The sequence below is a fragment of the Kitasatospora sp. CMC57 genome, from assembly GCF_045866025.2.
In the GTDB taxonomy this organism is placed as follows: domain Bacteria; phylum Actinomycetota; class Actinomycetes; order Streptomycetales; family Streptomycetaceae; genus Kitasatospora.
The window spans coordinates 1,311,266-1,328,962 of sequence record NZ_AP035881.2; the positions used below are offsets into that span (position 1 = coordinate 1,311,266).

Sequence of the window (17,697 nt, forward strand, 5' to 3'; positions counted from 1 at the left end):
CCGGAGCCGGGGTCAGCCCCGACTGCCGAACAGACTGCGCTTGAGCCGCCGGAGCGGCGCCAGCAGCATCACCCTGGTCGTCCGACGCGGCGCGGCCTGGGTGCTCACCCCACGGGGTGTCAGTTCCCTTATCAGGCCGAGCGCCTCGGCGGTGTCGACCGCCGAGAGGGCCGGCGCACCGAGCACCGAGAGATGGCGGTCCAGCCGACGGCCGGTCGAGCCGACGCCGCACTGGATCGCCGGCACTCGAGGCCGGGACCGCACTTGCATGTGTTCCATCAGTTTCCCACCCCTACGAGGCGCCAGGGCCGTGAGGCGAAGACTATCCGTGAGTGGCGGGCTTCGCGCAACCGTCCTGGTGTTCTGCCACCGTATCGTGCCAAGTGAACTGACGGCCCACCAGATCTCGGTGGCCCCGGTCACGACTGCGCATCGGCCCGGACCGGCGAATCGGCCGCCCCAGTTCGGGGCCCTGCGTGGCAAAATTCAGGAAGTGAACACACCCAGGGGATTGACGCGGTCGAAACCTCCAAGCAATATCTGTACTGACGCCGAAAGGCGCTCCTGACCCTGTCGAATACGTTCGACAGATGAAGGAAAAGTACTTCGGACACCAGGTGAGCCACTGTCCGGCCGTCTCGACGCTGCGGCGGCCCGGCTCCCAACTGGTGGACGGACCGGTGGTCGACCGCTGAGGGTCGGTCGGACCGCCACACCGGACTGCCGGTGCTCGCGCTCGCACGGCGCGGCACCGGCGGTCGCTTTTTCCGCCCGGACCAGGTCAGGTCGGCGGTGACCCGCCCAGCTCAGCGTGGACCCGCCCACCGCCTCCGCGCCGCCCGGCCCAGTAGAGTGACGCCAGAACCGGGCGGCCGCCCATCGCCCCGGCATCCCCAGCGGAGTGAACCAGCGTGAGCCCCCTCCTCAGCATCGTGCTGCCGGTCCACGGCGTCGAGCGCTACCTCCCGCGCTGCCTCGACTCACTGGCGGGGCCGCCGGACGGCACGGTCGAGCTGATCGCGGTGGACGACCTCTCCCGCGACGGCTGCGGCGCGATCCTGGACGAGTACGCCACCCGCGATCCCCGGCTGCGGGTGCTGCACCTCACCGAGAACCAGGGCCTCGGCGGCGCCCGCGAGGTCGGCATGGCCGAGGTCACCGGGACGTACGTCTGGTTCGTCGACAGCGACGACTGGCTGCCCGAGGGCACCCTCGACGCCCTGCTGGCCGAGCTCCGCGCCGAGCAGGCCGCCGAGACGCCGGTGGACGTCCTGCTCACCGACTTCACCCACGTCTACCCCGACGGCAGCACCGAGCCCAACCCCTGGCGGCACCTGCTGCGCGACTCCCCGCTGGTGGCCGGCTGCACCGCCGCCGACCACCCGGCGCTGTTCCGGACCGTGATGTCGGTGTGGAACAAGGTCTTCCGCCGGCAGTTCCTGCTCGACCTCGACGTGGCCTTCGGGCGCGGCTACTACGAGGACATCTCGGTCACCTACCCCGCGCTGCTCACCGGCCGGCTCCGCTACCTCGACCGCTCCTGCTACAACTACCGGCGCGGACGCCCCGGCGCGATCACCGCCACGGCCTCCCCCAAGCACGCCGACGCCTTCGCCCAGTACGACGCCATCTTCCGGGTGCTCGACCGCCCCTCGGCCGACCCGGGACCGGCCCTGCGCCGCCTGGTCTTCGACCGGACGGTCCTTCAGGCGCTCACCGTGTACGACACCCCCGGCCTGGTGCCGACCGACCTGCGGGCGGACTTCTTCGCCCGGATCGCCGACCACTTCGCCCGCCACCGCCCCGCCGACTACCGCTTCCCCGGCGGCCTGCGCGGCATCCAGTACCGACTGGCCGCCCGGGGCGCCCGGATCGCGTACGGCGAGCTGCGCCGGGGCGGGCGCCTGCCGCGCACCCTCAAGCGCGGGGCCGGGGCGGTCGCCCCCGCCCTGCGCAAGGGCGTCCGCAGCGGGGCCAGGTTCACCGCGTACAACGCCTTCCGCCGGCTGCCGCTGGACGACCGCCTCGCGGTGTACGCGGCGTACTGGTACCGGGGCTACGCCTGCAACCCGGCCGCGATCTACCGGAAGGCGCTCGAACTGGTGCCCCACGTGCGCGGCGTCTGGGTGGTGGAGAACCGGGCGCAGGCCGCCGAGCTGCCCGCCGACGTGCCGTACGTGCTGGTGAACACCCCGGCGTACCTGCGGCTGATGGCCACCGCAAAGTACTTCATCAACAACGTCAACTTCCCGCACACCATGGTCAAGCGGCCCGGCACCGTGCACGTGCAGACCCAGCACGGCACCCCGGTGAAGGCCATGGGCATGGACCTGAAGGACCACCCGGCCGCCGCCGACGGCATGGACTTCGACCGGCTGCGCGAGGCGGTCGACCGCTGGGACTACCTGGTCTCCCCCAACCCGCACACCAGCGAGCACTTCACCCGGGCCTTCCCCGGCCACTACGAGCTGCTGGAGACCGGCTACCCGCGCAACGACCGGCTGGCCCTGGCCACCCCCGCCGAGGTGGCCGAGGTCCGGGCCCGGCTCGGGCTGGCGGCCGGCCGGCGCACGGTGCTGTACGCGCCGACGCACCGGGAGGGGCAGGGCGGGTACGAGCCGTCGCTCGACCTGCGGGAGCTGGCCGAGAAGCTCGGCCCCGGGTACACGGTGCTGGTCCGCGCCCACTACTTCCGCGACGGCGGCGCGGGCCCGACGACGACGGGCCCGTACGCGGCGGAGGTCGTCGACGTCTCCGCCCACCCCGTGGTCGAGGACCTCTACCTGGCGGCGGACGTGCTGGTCACGGACTACTCCTCGATGATGTTCGACTACGCGGTCCTGGACCGGCCGGTGGTGATCTACGCCCCTGACTGGGAGCAGTACCGCCAGGTCCGCGGCGTCTACTTCGACCTGCTCGCCTTCCCCCCGGGGGCGGTCGCCACCGAACCCGGCGCCCTCACCGAGGCCCTGCTCGCCGACGACCCGGCCCCGGCGGCCCGGGCGGCCTTCCGCGAGCGGTTCTGCCCGTGGGACGACGGCGGGGCCGCGGAGCGGGTCGTACGTCGCATCTTCCCGGTCGAGTAGGGGGCACCCAGGTCCGGAAGGCAGGGGCTGCGTGACGAGGATCGCAGTCGCCCGCTGAGCGGAGTGGTGGACGCTGGGCGGGGGTGATGACATAACCTGCGGTCTGGCCTCGTCCCGGTGTTCCGGTGCGGGGGGAGTGGCGGCCAGGGAGATTAGATGATCAACCTCATCACCAAGCTCGTGCTCAAGCCCGTGGCGAAGGCGGTCTACCGCCCCGTCATCGAGGGGCTGGAGAACGTGCCGCGTGGTGGCGGAGTGATCCTGGCGAGCAATCACCTGTCGTTCATCGACAGCGTGGTGATCCCGCTGACCGCGCCGCGCCGGGTGTTCTTCCTCGCCAAGGCCGAGTACTTCACCGGCCCCGGCCTCAGGGGCGCGCTGTCGAAGGCGTTCTTCCAGGCGATCAACGCCGTCCCGGTGGAGCGCGGCGACTACCGCTCGGCCCAGGCTTCGCTGGACTCGGCGCTGGAGATCCTGCGCGAGGGCAAGGCGTTCGGCATCTACCCGGAGGGCACCCGTTCGCTGGACGGGCGGCTGTACCGGGGCAAGACCGGGGTGGCGTGGCTGGCGCTGACCGCCGGGGTGCCGGTGGTGCCCGTGGCACTGGAGGGCCCGGCGGAGATCCTCCCGGTTGGCAAGCGGATCCCCCGGCTGCGCAAGGTGACCGTCCGGTTCGGTGAGCCGCTGCACTTCGACGAGCTGCACGGCCAGGCCCGTTCGGCCCGGGCCAGGCGCGAGGTCACCGACCAGGTGATGGCGGCGATCCACCAGCTCTCCGGCCAGGAGCTGGCCGAGGTCTACAACGAGCGCCCCATGGCGGCGTGACCCTCCAGCGGCGTTTCCGACTTCGCCGTTCCTGACGGCAGCTCACGGCGCAGCAGCGCCGCGTACCGCCCGTTCCGGGCGAGCAGTTCCTCGTGGGTGCCGAGTTCGGCGATCTTGCCCGCGTCGAGCACGGCGATCTGGTCGGCCCGCCGCACGGTGGAGAGCCGGTGCGCGATGGTGATCGTGGTGCGGCCCGCCGAGAGCGCGTCGATGGCCTGCTGGACGGCGAGTTCGGTCTGGTTGTCGAGGGCGCTGGTGGCCTCGTCCAGGATCAGGATCGGCGGGTTGCGCAGGACGGTCCTGGCGATCGCGAGGCGCTGCTTCTCGCCACCGGAGAACCGGTAGCCGCGTTCGCCGACCACGGTGTCGTAGCCCTCGGGCAGAGCGGCGATCAGTTCGTGGATCTGGGCGGCGCGGGCGGCCTGGACCAGCTCGGCGTCGGTGGCGTCCGGCTTGGCGAAGCGCAGGTTGTCGGCCACCGAGGCGTGGAACAGGTAGGTCTCCTGGGAGACCACGCCGACCGCGTCGGCCAGGGTGTCGAAGGCGAGTTCACGGACGTCGGTGCCGTCGATGGCGACCCGCCCGCCGGTCACGTCGTAGAGCCGGGGCACCAGGTAGCTGAGGGTGGTCTTGCCCGATCCGGTCTCGCCGACCACCGCGAGCGAGCCGCCGGCCGGGAGCTTGAGGTCGATCCCGGTGAGGGTGGGCCGGTCCTGGTCGGCGTGGTAACGGAACTCGACGTTCTCGAAGGTGACGTCCCCTCGGATCGCCGACAGCCGGACCGGGGCGGCCGGTTCGGCGATCTCCACCGGGAGGTCGAGGTACTCGAAGATCCGCTGGAACAGCGCGAGCGAGGTCTGCACCTGCACGCCGGTGGAGAGCAGGCTGACGGTGGGTCGGAACAGCCCCTGCTGGAGCGAGACGAAGGCGACCAGGGTGCCGACCGAGACGATCGGGGCGCCGCCCGCCATGGCCAGCCCCGCGGCCCAGTAGATGACGGCGGGCATCGCGGCCATCACGATCCCGATGGTGGCCATCCGCCAGCGCCCGGCCATGCTGGCGCGGACCTCCAGCTCGGCCAGCTCGTCCGACTGCCGGTCGAACTCGTGCGAGAGCGAGCCCGAGCGGCCCATCGTGCGGCCGAGCAGGATTCCGCTGACGGACAGCGACTCCTGGACAGCGGAGCTCATCGCGGCGAGCTGCTTCTGCCGCTGGGTGGTGATCTTCTTCCGCTCGTTGCCGACCCGGCGGCTGATCCAGACGAACAGCGGGAGCAGCAGCAGCGAGACCACCGTGAGCCGCCAGTCGAGCGCGACCATGGCCACCACGGTGGCGACCACGCCCGTCAGGTTGGAGACCAGCGAGGTGGCGGTGGAGGTGACGGTGGACTGCATGCCGCCGATGTCGTTGGCGATCCTGGACTGCACCTCGCCGGTCCTGGTCCGGGTGAAGAAGGCCAGCGACATCCGCTGCAGGTGCCGGTAGACCGAGGTGCGCAGGTCGTGCATGACGCGCTGGCCGACGGTGGTGGAGATCAGGGTCTGCAGGACGCCGAAGATGCTGTTCACCACGGCGGCGGTGATCATGCCGAGCACGAGCAGGCTGAGCAGCCCGGTACGGCCCTGCGGGATCGCGGTGTCCAGCACGGCGCGGAGCAGGAACGGGGTGACCACCCCGACCACGGCGGAGGCACCGACCAGCAGGCCGACCACGGCGAGCCGGGCCCGGTACGGGCGGAACAGGGCGAGGATGCGGCGCCACTCGGCGGGCGGGCGCGGTTCGCCCTCGGCCTGTGGCGGCGGTGTCCACTTGATCTCGTCGCGCACAGGCGACCTCCCGTGATGTCGGTACGCGGGCAGGAGTCCCCTGCCCGCGTACCGAGCATAGCTCATTGTTAGACGGGCTAATAATGAGCCGGGGTCTCTTACTCGTACGTCCGCGCCGCCTTGGCGGAGACGCCACCCAGCTTGCCGGACGGCAGCAGCCTGGCGAGTGCCACGACCGCCTTGTAGCGCTTGCCCGGGATCGAGAGCGAACGGCCCCTGGCCAGATCGCGCAGCGCCTCGTCGACCACCCGCTCCGCCGACAGCCAGCCCCAGGCCGGCACGTTGGAGGTCCCCATCCCGGCCCGCTGGTGGAACTCCGTCCGGGTGAAGCCGGGTGCCAACGCCATCAGGCGCACCCCGGTGCCGCCGAGGTCGCGGGCGATCCCCTGGGTGAAGCTGACCACCCAGGCCTTGCTGGCGCCGTACGTCCCGCGCGGCAGGAAGGCCGCCACCGAGGCGACGTTCACGATGCCGCCGAAACCGCGCTCGCGCATGCCCGGCAGGGCGGCCGTGGTGGTCCGCAGGATCGCCTCGACGTGCACCTTGAGCATGTCGAGCTCCTGGTCCAGCGGGACGGTCAGGAAGGAGCCTTTGTTGCCGAAGCCGGCGTTGTTGACCAGGATGTCGACCGGGCGGGCGCCGTCGCGCAGCCGCTCCTCGACGGCGCCGATCCCCTCCTCGGTGGCCAGGTCGGCGGGCAGCACCTCGACCTCTACGCCGTACGTCTTCGTCAGGTCGGCCGCCGTCTCGGCCAGCCGCCCGGCGTCGCGGGCGACCAGCACGAGGTCCCGGCCGTCCTTGGCAAGGCGGCGGGCGAAGGCGGCACCGATTCCGGCGGTCGCGCCGGTGATGAGAGCAGTCGTCATGTGCCGACCGTACTCGGAGGTAACAGCCCCTGTACCCGACCCGCGCGGGTTCCCGGTGAGGGGTTGGTGTCGAGGAGGGGCGAAGACGAGATATCTTGATATCAAGACGTTAGTAGACATGGAGCGGAGTACCGGTGACTGACTCGACCATCATCTATACGCACACCGACGAGGCCCCGGCCCTGGCGACGTACTCGCTCCTGCCGGTGGTCCAGGCGTACGCCTCGACAGCGGGCGTCGGTGTGGAGACCCGCGACATCTCTCTGGCCGGGCGCATCATCGCGAGCTTCCCCGAGTACCTGACCGAGGACCAGCGGATCGCCGACGCGCTCGCCGAGCTCGGTGAGCTGGCCAAGACGCCGGGCGCCAACATCATCAAGCTGCCGAACGTCTCGGCCTCGATCCCGCAGCTCAAGGCTGCCGTGGCCGAGCTCAAGGCACAGGGCTACGCACTGCCGGACTACCCGGACGACCCGAAGACCGACGAGGACCGCGACGTCCGCGCCCGGTACGACAAGATCAAGGGCAGCGCCGTCAACCCGGTGCTGCGCGAGGGCAACTCCGACCGCCGCGCCCCGGCCTCGGTGAAGAACTACGCCAAGACCCACCCGCACCGCATGGGCGCCTGGTCGGCCGACTCCAAGACCAACGTCGCCACCATGGGCGCCGACGACTTCCGCTCCACCGAGAAGTCCGCGGTGGTCGCCGAGGCCGGTGCGCTCCGGATCGAGCACGTCGCGGCCGACGGCACCACCACCGTACTGCGCGAGTCGGTGCCGGTGCTCGCGGGCGAGGTCGTGGACGCCTCGGTCATGCGCGCCGCCGCGCTGAACGAGTTCCTGGCCGCCCAGGTCGCCCGGGCCAAAGCCGAGGGCGTGCTGTTCTCGGTGCACCTCAAGGCCACCATGATGAAGGTCTCCGACCCGATCGTCTTCGGCCACGTGGTCCGTGCCTTCTTCCCGAAGACCTTCGCCGCCTACGGCGAGGTGCTCGCGGCCGCCGGCCTGAGCCCGAACAACGGCCTCGGCGGCATCCTCGACGGCCTGGCCGCGCTCCCCCAGGGCGCGGAGATCAAGGCCTCGTTCGACGCTGAGCTGGCCGACGGCCCCGCGCTCGCGATGGTCGACTCGGACAAGGGCATCACCAACCTGCACGTACCGAGCGACGTGATCGTCGACGCCTCGATGCCGGCCATGATCCGCACCTCCGGCCACATGTGGGGCCCGGACGGCGCCGAGGCCGACACCCTGGCCGTGCTGCCCGACAGCAGCTACTCCGGTGTCTACCAGGCCGTCATCGACGACTGCCGCGCCCACGGCGCCTTCGACCCGTCGACCATGGGCTCGGTCCCGAACGTCGGCCTGATGGCGCAGGCGGCCGAGGAGTACGGCAGCCACGACAAGACCTTCGAGATCGCCACCGCGGGCACCGTCCGCCTGGTCGACGCCGCCGGTGACGTCGTGCTGGAGCAGGCCGTCGAGGCCGGCGACATCTTCCGTGCCTGCCAGACCAAGGACCTGCCGATCCAGGACTGGGTCAAGCTGGCCGTCACCCGCGCCCGCGCCACCGGCGTCCCGGCCGTGTTCTGGCTGGACCGCACCCGGGCCCACGACGCCGTGCTGATCGAGAAGGTCAAGACCTACCTCCCCCAGCACGACACCGAGGGTCTGCAGATCGAGATCCTCTCCCCGGTCGAGGCCACCGCCTTCTCGCTGGACCGGATCCGCCGCGGCGAGGACACCATCTCGGTGACCGGCAACGTGCTGCGTGACTACCTGACCGACCTGTTCCCGATCCTGGAGCTGGGCACCAGCGCCAAGATGCTCTCGGTCGTGCCGCTGATGAACGGTGGCGGTCTGTTCGAGACCGGCGCGGGCGGCTCCGCCCCGAAGCACGTCCAGCAGCTGGTCAAGGAGAACTACCTGCGCTGGGACAGCCTGGGCGAGTTCTTCGCGCTGGCCGCGAGCTTCGAGCACCTGGCGCAGACCACCGGGAACGCGAGCGCCCAGGTGCTCGCCGACACGCTGGACCGGGCCACCGGCACCTTCCTCAACGAGGACAAGTCGCCGAGCCGCCGCCTCGGCGGCATCGACAACCGTGGCAGCCACTTCTACCTGGCCCTGTACTGGGCCCAGGAGCTGGCCGCCCAGACCGTCGACGCCGAGCTGGCCGGTGCGTTCGCCGGCCTGGCCAAGACCCTGGCCGACCAGGAGCAGACCATCGTCGGCGAGCTGATCGCCGTCCAGGGCTCCCCGGTCGACATCGGTGGCTACTACCAGCCCGACCCCGCCAAGGCCGCCGCGGTCATGCGTCCTTCGGCGACCTTCAACGAGGCCCTCGCCACCCTCGCCTGACGGTAAACGGCAACGCCGAAGCCCCGCCCGAATCCGGGCGGGGCTTCGGCCTGTCTCCGGGCTGTCGGGGCCTAGTCGGTACGCCGCGCCGTCGTGTCGGCCTCGCCGCCCGCGCCGACCGGGCGCAGCCGGGAGCCCGCGGTGGCCCGCAGCTGCGGGGCCAGCTTCGCCACGTCGCGGGAGCCGACGGCCGCGATCAGGCTCGGCAGCAGCCAGCGGACCGGCTGCATGCCGCGCAGCCAGGGCTGGGCGTAGACGTGGGCGGAGCGCCGGGCGATGCCGGCGACCAGCCGGTCCACGGCGGGCGGCAGCGGGTAGGTCTTGTTCGCCGGCCAGGGCAGCCGGGCCCGCATCTGCCGCAGCACCTCGTCCTGGTCGGCGCCGCGCACCATGTCGGTGTCGGTCCAACTCAGGTACCCGACCCCGACCTTGACGCCCTGGTGGGCGACCTCGGCGCGGAGCGAGTGGGCGAACGCCTCCACTCCGGCCTTGCTCGCGCAGTACGCGGCCATCAGCGGGGCGGGGGTGATCGCGGCCAGCGAGGCGATCTGCAGCAGGTAGCCCCGGCTCTCGGTCAGCGCGGGCAGGAAGGCCCGGGCGGTGGCGACGCTGCCGAGCAGGTTGACCTGGATCACCCGGTCGAAGGCGGCCGGGTCGCTGTCGGCCAGCGGGCCGCCGATGGCGATCCCGGCGTTGGCGACCACGGTGTCGATCCGGCCGTACCGGTCCTGGATCGCCCGGGCCACGCCGCGCAGCGCCTCCAGGTCGGTGACGTCGGCCTCCCAGGACGAGGCGTCGGGGCCGCACCGGACGGCGACCGCGTCGAGTTCGGCGGGTTCCAGGCCGACCAGGGCGACCCTGGCGCCGCGCTCAGCGAGCTTACGGGCCGTCAGGGCGCCGACGCCCCGGGCGGCACCGGTGACGACGACGACCTGACCGGTCAGCTGCGGGCTCATTCGGCCACCTCCTGGACGGTGAGCAGTCGGGACTCCACGAGTCGGCGGATCTCGCCCGCCACCTCGGCGGGGCGCTCGATCGGGGACATGTGGCCCACCCCGGGCAGTTCGAGCAGGCCCTCCGGCGCGGGCAGCGCGGCGAGCATCCGGTGCGAGTGCACCGGCGGGGTCAGCCGGTCGTGGCTGCCGACCACCACGGCGGTGGGGGCGGCCAGTTGGGCCAGCCGGGCGTGCAGGTCGAGGCTGCCGAGCACCCGGGACCACCCGTACCGGACCTTGGCCGGGCAGGCGTGCACGATCCGGGCGCTGGCGTCCGCCCGGTCGACGGGGGTGGCCGGGCCCATGGTGGCGTACTTGAGGGCGGCCCTGGTGACCGGGGTGACCGGGCCGAGCGGCAGCCTGGACTGGAGCAACTGCCGCCCCAGGAAGCGGCGCAGGCCGCCGCGGACGGCGGCGGGCAGCACGTTCAGCTCGGCCACCAGGTCACTGGGTCCGGTGCTGATCAGGACCACGGCGGCGGTCCGGTCGGCCACCCCGGCCCGGTCGGCGGCGGCCATGATGGTCATACCGCCCATGCTGTGCCCGGCCAGCACGGCCCGGCCGCCGGCCGGGACGACCTTCGCGAGCACGGCCTCCAGGTCGTCGGCCAGCTTGACGGTGGAGTACCCGGCCGCGCCGACCGGCACGTCGCTGCGGCCGTGACCGCGCTGGTCGTACACCACCACCCGGTGGCCGGGCAGGAGTTGGTGCAGGACGGGGGCCCAGAACCGGGTGGAACAGGTCCAGCCGTGGACGAGCACCACCAGCGGCGCGTCCTCGGGGCCGTACGCGGCGGCGTGGATCCAGTGGCCGTCGGCCGAGCGGATCCGGTACTCCTGCTCGGCGGTGGGCAGGACACAGTCGGCGGGCAGCTTGGTCATGCGAGTGCCTCCTCGGCGACGGGGGCGGTCTGCCTGACGACCTCGTACTCGGACAGGTCGAGCCTGCGGGTGGCGCGGCGGAAGCTGCTGGTGGAGGCGGGCCAGAGCACGGTGTTCTTGCCGCCCTCGTCCTGGTACCAGCTCCGGCAGCCGCCGGTGGACCAGACGGTGCGGTCCATCCGGTGCTGGAGTTCGAGGTTCCACTGCCGCTGGGCCCGGGCGGTCGGCTGCAGGGCGCCGCCGCCGAGTGCCGCCAGGGTAGTCAACGCGTCGATCAGGTAGTTGAGTTGGGACTCGATCATCAGGATCATCGAGCTGTTGCCGAGGCCGGTGTTCGGGCCGATCACGAAGAACAGGTTCGGGAAGCCGCGCACGGTGGAGCCGCGCAGCGCCTCCATCCCGCCCTTCCACTCCTCAGCCAGGCTGACACCGTCGATGCCGAACACCCGGTGGGCGATCGGCATGTCGGTGACGTGGAAGCCGGTGCCGAAGACGATCGCGTCCACCTCGTGCTCGCTGCCGTCGGCGGCCACCAGGGTGGAGCCGCGCAGCGCGGTCAGACCACTGGAGACCACCTCGGTGTTGGCGGCCGCCAGCGCCGGGTAGTAGGTGTTGCTGAGCAGGATGCGCTTGCAGCCGATCCGGTAGTCCGGGGTCAGCCGGGCCCGCAACTCCGGGTCGGCGACACCGCGTTGGAGGTTGTGGGCGGCGAGCTGCTGGACCAGCCTGAGGGTGCCGGGGCGGCGGACGAAGGCGTCCACCTGCAGCTCGCGGAGCGCGAAGAGGGCGGCCCGGCGGAGGGTGCCGGTGGGCGGCAGCTTGGCGTGCAGCCACTTCTCGGCGGCCGAGATCTCCCGGTCGCGGCGCGGCAGCACCCAGGCGGGGGTGCGCTGGAAGACCGTCAGCCTCCCGACCTTCGGCTGGATCGCGGGGATGATCTGGGCGGCCGAGGCGCCGGTGCCGACCATCGCGACCCGCTTGCCGGTCAGGTCGTAGTCGTGGTCCCAGCGCGAGGAGTGGAAGACCTTGCCGGGGAACCCGGCCAGTCCGGGCAGGTCCGGGATCTGCGGGTCGGCCAGCGGTCCTGAGGCGGAGACCACCGCGTCGGCGGTCCAGGTGCCGGCGGCGGTGGTGATCCGCCAGCGGGTGTACTCCTGCTCCCAGCGCAGCTCGGTGACCTCGGCATTGAACCGCAGGTGCGGCCGGAGGCCGAAGGTGTCGGTGACCCGCTCCAGGTAGGCCCGGATGTCCGGCTGGCCGGAGAAGCTGCGCGGCCAGTCCGGGTTGGGCGCGAAGGAGAAGGAGTACAGGTGCGAGGGCACGTCGCAGGCGCAGCCCGGGTAGCTGTTGTCCCGCCAGGTCCCGCCGACCGCGTCGGCCCGCTCCAGGATCACGAAGTCGGTGATCCCGGCCCGGCGCAGCCGGACCCCGGCGCCGAGGCCGCCGAATCCGGAACCGACCACGGCGACCCGGACGTGCGGGATCTGCTCGGTCGGGCGCTGCTTGGTGCTGCCTGCCATGCGTCGGCCTCCTCGGACTGGTCCCGTCCATTAGAACCGCGCCAGTGATTGCTGGCACGATTGGCAGGGTAGCCCTTGCTGACACCGAGTGGAAGAAGCCCGACCGAGCCGGTTCTCCGGGCCGCCGCCCTATGCTGGGCGCCGTGGAGACCGAGGAGCACCGGGAGTACCGGGTCGAGGAGCTGGCCGAGGCGGCCGGGATCAGCACCCGGACGCTGCGCTTCTACCGCGAGCGCAAGCTGCTCCAGCCACCCCGCAGGGAGGGCAGGATCGCCTGGTACGGGGAGCGGCACCTGACCCGGCTGCGGATGATCGGCGAGCTGCTGGAGCGCGGTCACACCCTGGGCGGCATCGCCGAGCTGATCGGCGCGGGCGAGAACGGGCGGGACGTGGCCGACCTGATCGGCCTGAAGGCCGCCATCACCGCCCCCTGGTCGGACGAGACCCCGGTGCACCTGAGCTGGGCCGAACTGGAACGCGCCTTCGGCGACCAGCTCACCGACCGCAACACCGCCGAGTCGATCGACCAGGGTTACATCACGGTCGAGGAGGACGGCATCACCCACGTCAGCCGCCGGCTGATGGACGCCACCACCGCCCTGGTGGCCGAGGGCATCCCGCTCGGCGCGGTGCTGGCCGCCAGTCGCAAGGCGCAGGAGTACGCGGACTCGGTGGCCGAGGTCTTCACCTCGCTGATCCGCGATCAGCTGCTCGGCGCACTGGAGCACGCGGCGGAACTGACGCCCGGTGAGGCCGCCCGGCTGACCGAGCAGGTGCACCGGCTACGGCCGCTGGCCCGTACGGTGGCCGACGCGCAGTTCACCCTGGCGATGGACCGGCGGGTGGCCGCCGAGTACCGGGCCGTCCTGGAGCAGCACCTCTGACCCCTCCGACCCCCGGCGGCGCCTTGGGCGGTCCTACAGGTGCCGCACCGTGACCGCTCCGCCACCCTGGGTGAAGCCACCCTTCCGGCGGGCGCCGCGCACGCCGTACGGTCATGACTCACCCGCACGATGATCACCTGTCAGGCCGGCGGACGGGAGGCGGGCGCCCCGATACCGGCCCGTACGGGAGAGTCACCATGGCCGTGTTCACCGCCTTCGGGACGGCCGCCAGGCTGACCGGCGGCCGGGTGCTGCTCTGGTCCGCGCTCGGGCGGCTGCCGAACGCGATGTGCCCGATCGGGGCGCTGCTGCTGGTCACCCACAACTCCGGGAGCGTCTGGCGTGGTTCGGCAGCCACCGGGTTACTGGCGATCGGTCAGGCGGTCGGCGGCCCCCTGGTCGGGCGGCTCGCCGACCGGCACGGGCAGCGGCCGATCGGCCTGCTGACCGCCGCCGTCAACACACTGGCCATCCTGGCGCTGGTGGCCGGCTCCGAGGCCGGGCGTCCGCTGCACGAGCAGCTGACGGCCGCCACGCTGATCGGCCTGTCCGTTCCGCTGGTCGGGCCGCTCTCCCGCAGCCGCTGGGTCCGTCTCACGGGCGGCGACGCCGAGTTGACCTCCGCCACGCTCTCCCTGGACGGCACCCTCGACGAGGTCTCGTTCACCGCGGGACCGGCCGTGATCGGCCTGCTGGCCGCCCTGGTGGAACCGGCCGCCGGGCTGCTGACGGCCGCCGGGCTGGTCGCCGTCTGCGCCACCCTGTTCGCCCTGCACCCCACCGCGCCCGGCGGGAGCCCGGACCGGCAGCGCGGCGCCGGACGACTGCTGACCACCCCGTACCTGTCGCTGCTGGCCGGGATGGCGCTGCTCGGCACCTGCTTCGGCTCGGTCCAGGTCGGGGTCACCGCGACCACCGAGGCGCTCGGGCGACCCGGCGCGGCCGGCCTGCTCTACGGACTGATGGGCGGCACCAGCGCGCTGGCCGGGCTGGCCACCGTCGCGCTGCCGGTCCGCTGGGACCTGCCGCTGCGGCTGCGGGCCGGGACCGCACTGCTGTTCGCGGTCTCGCTGCCGCTGCTCACCGTCGGCAGTGTCGGCGGTCTGGCGTTGGCCGTCGGTGGTCTGGGGTTGGCGATCGCACCGCAGATGATCACGACCTTCGGCCTGGTCGAACGGACCGTCCCTGCCGCCCGGTTGGGTGAGGCGATGGCCGCCCTGGTCTCCGGCATCACGCTGGCCCAGGCGGGCGGCACGCTGCTCGCAGGTCGGCTGGCCGAACGGCACGACACCACCGCACCGTTCTGGATCACCTGCACGGCCGCCCTCGCCGCCCTCGCCCTCGCGCTGGCCACGGCCACCGCCCGGCGCTACCGGCGGGCACCGGAGAGCGTCCCGGGGCCTGTAACCGTCGGCTGATCAGCGGTCAGGCTGCGGACTTGCCACCATCGGTGACTCGAAGTCCTTCAGGTGACCGGCCGTCAGGCCTCCAGCTTGCGGACCCGGTCGGCGTCGCAGACGCGCGGGCAGGTGACGCAGGCGTCCGGGGGCTCAATCGCGTAGTAGAGGCAGCAGCCGAGCCTGGTCCTGGTCAAGTGGCTGCGGCCCTCGGTCCCGGCCAGCCGGCGGAACTCGGCGCCGCCGGGGAACGGGGCGGTGTCACCCGGAAGGACGGCTTCCGCCACCCGGGCGGCGTACTCCTCCTCGCCGCGCATCCGGCCGAGGTACCAGATCCCGGAGACCAGATCATCCGTCACCATGCCCCACAGCGCCCGGGGTCCGCGCTTCACGTATGGCTGAAAAGCGGTCAGCACCGGCTCGACGTGGGAGGCCACGGCCGCCCGCAGGCCGACCTCGTCGGCCGGGGCCGAGCCGCCGGGACGGACCCGCAGGTCACCGGTGGCGATCTCGATCCAGACGTCCTCGGGCCGGAGCACCGGCAGCTCGCCGGTCAGGTACCAGGGGCCGCTGAACAGCAGCCCCACCGACCACAGGTAGTGGTGCAGGAGCCGGGAGGCCGCCACGTGGGTGCGCGGCGCGGCACCGTGCCCGGCCTCGATCCTGGCCGCCTCGGCGGCGACCAGGAGCTCCAGACCCGAGGTCAGCTCGGTGAGCGGGAGCCAGCCCTGACCGGGCGTGGGGCCGCTGTGCAGGGAGACGCGGAGCGTGCCGCAGGCGCTGATCACCGACCGATAGGTTTCGGCCAAGCTCTCGTCCGACGAGACCACCACGGCCGTCATCCGGGACACCGACTCTCTAGATCGATTAAGGTGAGGCTCACCTTATAGGCAGCTGGTTGATTTCGCGCTCGAACCACGGGCGACTTGAGAACTTAGGGAAACCTAACCTAAGCTCACGTCTCGTGCTTACCACCGAACTGCCGGAGTCCCCAGCCCCGGCGCGGCGGACCACGGCGACGCTCAGGCAGCCCCTGCTGCTGCTCGCCGGTCTCGCGGCGCTCGCGCTGTGCGTCGTGCTCAGCCTGGCGCTGGGATCGCGGCCGATCCCGCCGGCAACCGTGCTTGACGCCCTCTCAGGGCGTCTGACCGGCGGCGACGCCGATGTCGTGACGGGCCTCCGGGTGCCGCGCACGATCATCGGGGTGACCGTCGGGGCCGCCCTCGGCGTGGCCGGCGCGGTCGCCCAGGGGGTGACCCGCAACCCGCTCGCCGCGCCCACCACGCTCGGCATCAACGCCGGCGCCAGCCTGGCGGTGGTGATCGCGATCTTCACGCTGGGGCTCACCCACCCGCTGCAGTACGTCTGGTTCGCCGTGGCCGGCGCGGCCGCAGCCGCCGTGCTGGCGTACGCGATGGCCCGGCGTTCCGGTGACCTGGACCCCGTACGGCTCGCCCTCGGCGGCACCGTCCTGACCGCCGTGCTGACCTCCTGGACCTCCGCGGTGATGCTGGCCAGCCACCGCACGCTGGACGAGGCCCGGTTCTGGCTGGCCGGTTCGATCGGCACCCGCAGCCTCGAAGTCCTCACCCCCGTCCTGCCGTTGATCGTGGTCGGTCTGCTGATCGCGCTGCTGGTCTCCCCCTCGCTGAACGCGCTCGCGCTCGGTGACGAGGCCGCCCAGTCGCTCGGCGTGCCGGTGGCCAGGATCCGGGTGGTCGGCGGCCTCGCGGTGGTGCTGCTCGCCGCCGGTGCGGTCGCGGTGGCCGGGCCGATCGCCTTCGTCGGGCTGGCCGCCCCGCACCTGGTCCGCCCACTGCTCGGCAACGACCACCGCTGGCTGATCCCCGGCTGCCTGCTCGGCGGGGCGGTGCTGCTGCTGGCCGCCGACGTGCTCGGGCGGCTGGTGGTCCGGCCTTCGGAGATCGAGGTCGGCATCGTCACCGCGTTCCTCGGTGCCCCGATGCTCGCCCTGCTGGCCAGGAAGGCCGCCCGGTGACCTCCGTCCTGCCGGTCACCGGCCTCCGGACCAGGGCCGGCGCGATCGCCCGGCAGCGCCGTCGTTCCCTGCTGCTCGGCCTCGGCCTGACTCTCGCTCTGATCCTGCTCACCGGGCTAGCCCTGAGCACCGGTCAGCTGGAGCTGCCGCTGCTGGACGCGCTCCGCGCACTGGTCGGGCTCGGCGAACCGGGCAACGTCCTGGTGGTGCAGGAGTTCCGCGCGCCCCGGGTGGTCTCGGCGCTGATCGCCGGGGCCGGGCTCGCCGTCTCCGGCGCCCTGCTCCAGCGGCTCTTCCGCAACCCGCTGGCCTCCCCCGACGTGGTCGGGGTGACCGGCGGCGCCTCGTTCGGCGCGGTGCTGATGCTGGCGCTGGGCGCGAGTCAGACGCTGATCCCGCTGGCCGCACTCGGCGGCGGGACGCTGGCCGCCGTACTGCTGGGGGCCTTCGCCTGGCGCTCCCGGATGGCCGTCAACCGGCTGGTCCTGGTCGGCCTGGCCGTGCAGTCCGGGCTGGCGGCGGCGGTCAACCTGATGATCGTCCGGTTCCCGGCCGAACTCGCCTCCTCCGCGCTCCAGTGGACCACCGGCTCGCTGTACGGCCGGAGTTGGGCCGAGGTGCGGATCGGCGGCGCCGCCATCGCGCTGACCGTGCTCGCGGTCTTCCTGCTGTACCGCCGGGTCGCGGTGCTGGACCTGGGCGACGACTCGGCGGGCGGCCTCGGCCTCGACCCGCACCGGGCCAGGCTGGGCCTTCTCCTGCTCGCCGTGGTGCTGGCCTCGATGGCCGCCGCGCTGTGCGGCCCGGTCGCCTTCGTCGCCCTGGCCGTACCGCACCTGGTCCGCCTGGTGGCAGGGCCGCCCACCCCGGCCACGCTGGTGCTGACCGCGCTCACCGGTGCCCTGCTGCTGCTCGGCTCCGACTACGCCGTCCTGAACCTGCTGCCGATCCACGGCCTTCCGGTGGGCGCCGTCACCGCCACACTCGGTGCGCCCTGGCTGCTCGTCCTGATGATCCGCCAGGGGCGGCCGCCCCAGAGGAGTGAGTCGTGACCACCGATCAGC

14 protein-coding genes are annotated in these 17,697 nt (G+C 72.5%); 7 read left to right on the forward strand and 7 right to left on the reverse strand.

Annotated features, from left to right (window positions below):
- Window positions 1–12 precede the first annotated feature (12 nt).
- On the reverse strand, window positions 13–279 hold the full coding sequence (locus ACKUU6_RS06020) for a hypothetical protein (RefSeq protein ID WP_407987407.1): 267 nt from the start codon (window positions 277–279) through the stop codon (window positions 13–15).
- A 632-nt stretch (window positions 280–911) separates the two neighbouring features.
- On the opposite strand from ACKUU6_RS06020, the gene ACKUU6_RS06025 reads away from it, so the two are divergent.
- Both ACKUU6_RS06025 and ACKUU6_RS06030 read left to right on the forward strand, forming a co-directional pair.
- A complete protein-coding gene (locus ACKUU6_RS06025) occupies window positions 912–3,086 on the forward strand; it encodes a bifunctional glycosyltransferase/CDP-glycerol:glycerophosphate glycerophosphotransferase (protein ID WP_407987408.1) in 2,175 nt (724 codons plus the stop codon).
- 156 nt (window positions 3,087–3,242) lie between these two features.
- A complete protein-coding gene (locus tag ACKUU6_RS06030) occupies window positions 3,243–3,911 on the forward strand; it encodes a lysophospholipid acyltransferase family protein (RefSeq protein WP_407987409.1) in 669 nt (222 codons plus the stop codon).
- On the opposite strand, the gene ACKUU6_RS06035 is transcribed toward ACKUU6_RS06030, so the two are convergent.
- Together ACKUU6_RS06035 and ACKUU6_RS06040 are read right to left on the reverse strand one after the other, a co-directional pair.
- A complete protein-coding gene (locus ACKUU6_RS06035; protein ID WP_407987410.1) occupies window positions 3,884–5,803 on the reverse strand; it encodes an ABC transporter ATP-binding protein in 1,920 nt (639 codons plus the stop codon). The two genes, ACKUU6_RS06030 and ACKUU6_RS06035, sit on opposite strands and share 28 nt — an antisense overlap.
- Before the next feature lie 32 nt (window positions 5,804–5,835).
- Window positions 5,836–6,603: an SDR family NAD(P)-dependent oxidoreductase gene (locus ACKUU6_RS06040; protein ID WP_407987411.1), complete on the reverse strand. Its 768-nt coding sequence runs from the start codon at window positions 6,601–6,603 to the stop codon at window positions 5,836–5,838.
- A 134-nt stretch (window positions 6,604–6,737) separates the two neighbouring features.
- Here ACKUU6_RS06040 and ACKUU6_RS06045 point away from each other — a divergent pair, with 134 nt between their 5' ends.
- A complete protein-coding gene (locus ACKUU6_RS06045; protein ID WP_407987412.1) occupies window positions 6,738–8,957 on the forward strand; it encodes an NADP-dependent isocitrate dehydrogenase in 2,220 nt (739 codons plus the stop codon).
- Window positions 8,958–9,028: 71 nt separating this feature from the next.
- On the opposite strand, the gene ACKUU6_RS06050 is transcribed toward ACKUU6_RS06045, so the two are convergent.
- Genes ACKUU6_RS06050 through ACKUU6_RS06060 form a run of 3 tightly spaced genes read right to left on the reverse strand, consistent with a single transcriptional unit; the run spans window position 9,029 to window position 12,353 of the window.
- The gene (locus ACKUU6_RS06050; RefSeq protein WP_407987413.1) at window positions 9,029–9,913 is read right to left on the reverse strand and encodes an SDR family oxidoreductase; all 885 of its coding nucleotides are present in this window, start codon (window positions 9,911–9,913) and stop codon (window positions 9,029–9,031) included.
- Window positions 9,910–10,833, reverse strand: a complete 924-nt coding sequence (locus tag ACKUU6_RS06055) for an alpha/beta fold hydrolase (RefSeq protein ID WP_407987414.1) — start codon at window positions 10,831–10,833, stop codon at window positions 9,910–9,912. Before ACKUU6_RS06055 ends, ACKUU6_RS06050 begins: the two co-directional genes overlap by 4 nt.
- Window positions 10,830–12,353 (reverse strand): flavin-containing monooxygenase, encoded by a 1,524-nt coding sequence (locus ACKUU6_RS06060; RefSeq protein WP_407987415.1) that lies wholly within the window; start codon window positions 12,351–12,353, stop codon window positions 10,830–10,832. The genes ACKUU6_RS06055 and ACKUU6_RS06060 overlap by 4 nt, the downstream gene beginning before the upstream one ends.
- Before the next feature lie 143 nt (window positions 12,354–12,496).
- Here ACKUU6_RS06060 and ACKUU6_RS06065 point away from each other — a divergent pair, with 143 nt between their 5' ends.
- Both ACKUU6_RS06065 and ACKUU6_RS06070 read left to right on the forward strand, forming a co-directional pair.
- Complete coding sequence (locus ACKUU6_RS06065) at window positions 12,497–13,237, forward strand: MerR family transcriptional regulator (protein WP_407987416.1); 741 nt, start codon at window positions 12,497–12,499, stop codon at window positions 13,235–13,237.
- 197 nt (window positions 13,238–13,434) lie between these two features.
- Window positions 13,435–14,655, forward strand: a complete 1,221-nt coding sequence (locus ACKUU6_RS06070; protein ID WP_407987417.1) for an MFS transporter — start codon at window positions 13,435–13,437, stop codon at window positions 14,653–14,655.
- A 62-nt stretch (window positions 14,656–14,717) separates the two neighbouring features.
- Here the strand turns inward: ACKUU6_RS06070 and ACKUU6_RS06075 are convergent, their stop codons facing one another.
- Window positions 14,718–15,443 carry a (2Fe-2S)-binding protein gene (locus ACKUU6_RS06075; protein WP_407987418.1) on the reverse strand — a complete coding sequence of 242 codons (726 nt, stop codon included), beginning with the start codon at window positions 15,441–15,443 and terminating at the stop codon, window positions 14,718–14,720.
- Between the two features lie 170 nt (window positions 15,444–15,613).
- Between ACKUU6_RS06075 and ACKUU6_RS06080 the strand changes: the two genes are divergently transcribed.
- Together ACKUU6_RS06080 and ACKUU6_RS06085 are read left to right on the forward strand one after the other, a co-directional pair.
- Window positions 15,614–16,633, forward strand: coding sequence for a FecCD family ABC transporter permease (locus tag ACKUU6_RS06080; protein ID WP_407992049.1), 1,020 nt, complete (start codon window positions 15,614–15,616; stop codon window positions 16,631–16,633).
- Entirely contained in the window at window positions 16,630–17,685 is a 1,056-nt protein-coding gene (locus ACKUU6_RS06085) for a FecCD family ABC transporter permease (protein WP_407987419.1), read from the forward strand. Before ACKUU6_RS06080 ends, ACKUU6_RS06085 begins: the two co-directional genes overlap by 4 nt.
- Window positions 17,686–17,697: the final 12 nt, after the last annotated feature.

Bases quoted from the DNA above. Each gene is read 5' to 3' on its own strand.
- ACKUU6_RS06030 (WP_407987409.1), top strand. From the start codon at position 3,243: ATGATCAACCTCATCACCAAGCTCGTGCTCAAGCCCGTGGCGAAGGCG.
- ACKUU6_RS06020 (WP_407987407.1), bottom strand. From the start codon at position 279: ATGGAACACATGCAAGTGCGGTCCCGGCCTCGAGTGCCGGCGATCCAG.
- ACKUU6_RS06055 (WP_407987414.1), bottom strand. From the start codon at position 10,833: ATGACCAAGCTGCCCGCCGACTGTGTCCTGCCCACCGCCGAGCAGGAG.
- ACKUU6_RS06040 (WP_407987411.1), bottom strand. From the start codon at position 6,603: ATGACGACTGCTCTCATCACCGGCGCGACCGCCGGAATCGGTGCCGCC.
- ACKUU6_RS06060 (WP_407987415.1), bottom strand. From the start codon at position 12,353: ATGGCAGGCAGCACCAAGCAGCGCCCGACCGAGCAGATCCCGCACGTC.
- ACKUU6_RS06035 (WP_407987410.1), bottom strand. From the start codon at position 5,803: ATGAGCTATGCTCGGTACGCGGGCAGGGGACTCCTGCCCGCGTACCGA.
- ACKUU6_RS06070 (WP_407987417.1), top strand. From the start codon at position 13,435: ATGGCCGTGTTCACCGCCTTCGGGACGGCCGCCAGGCTGACCGGCGGC.
- ACKUU6_RS06050 (WP_407987413.1), bottom strand. From the start codon at position 9,913: ATGAGCCCGCAGCTGACCGGTCAGGTCGTCGTCGTCACCGGTGCCGCC.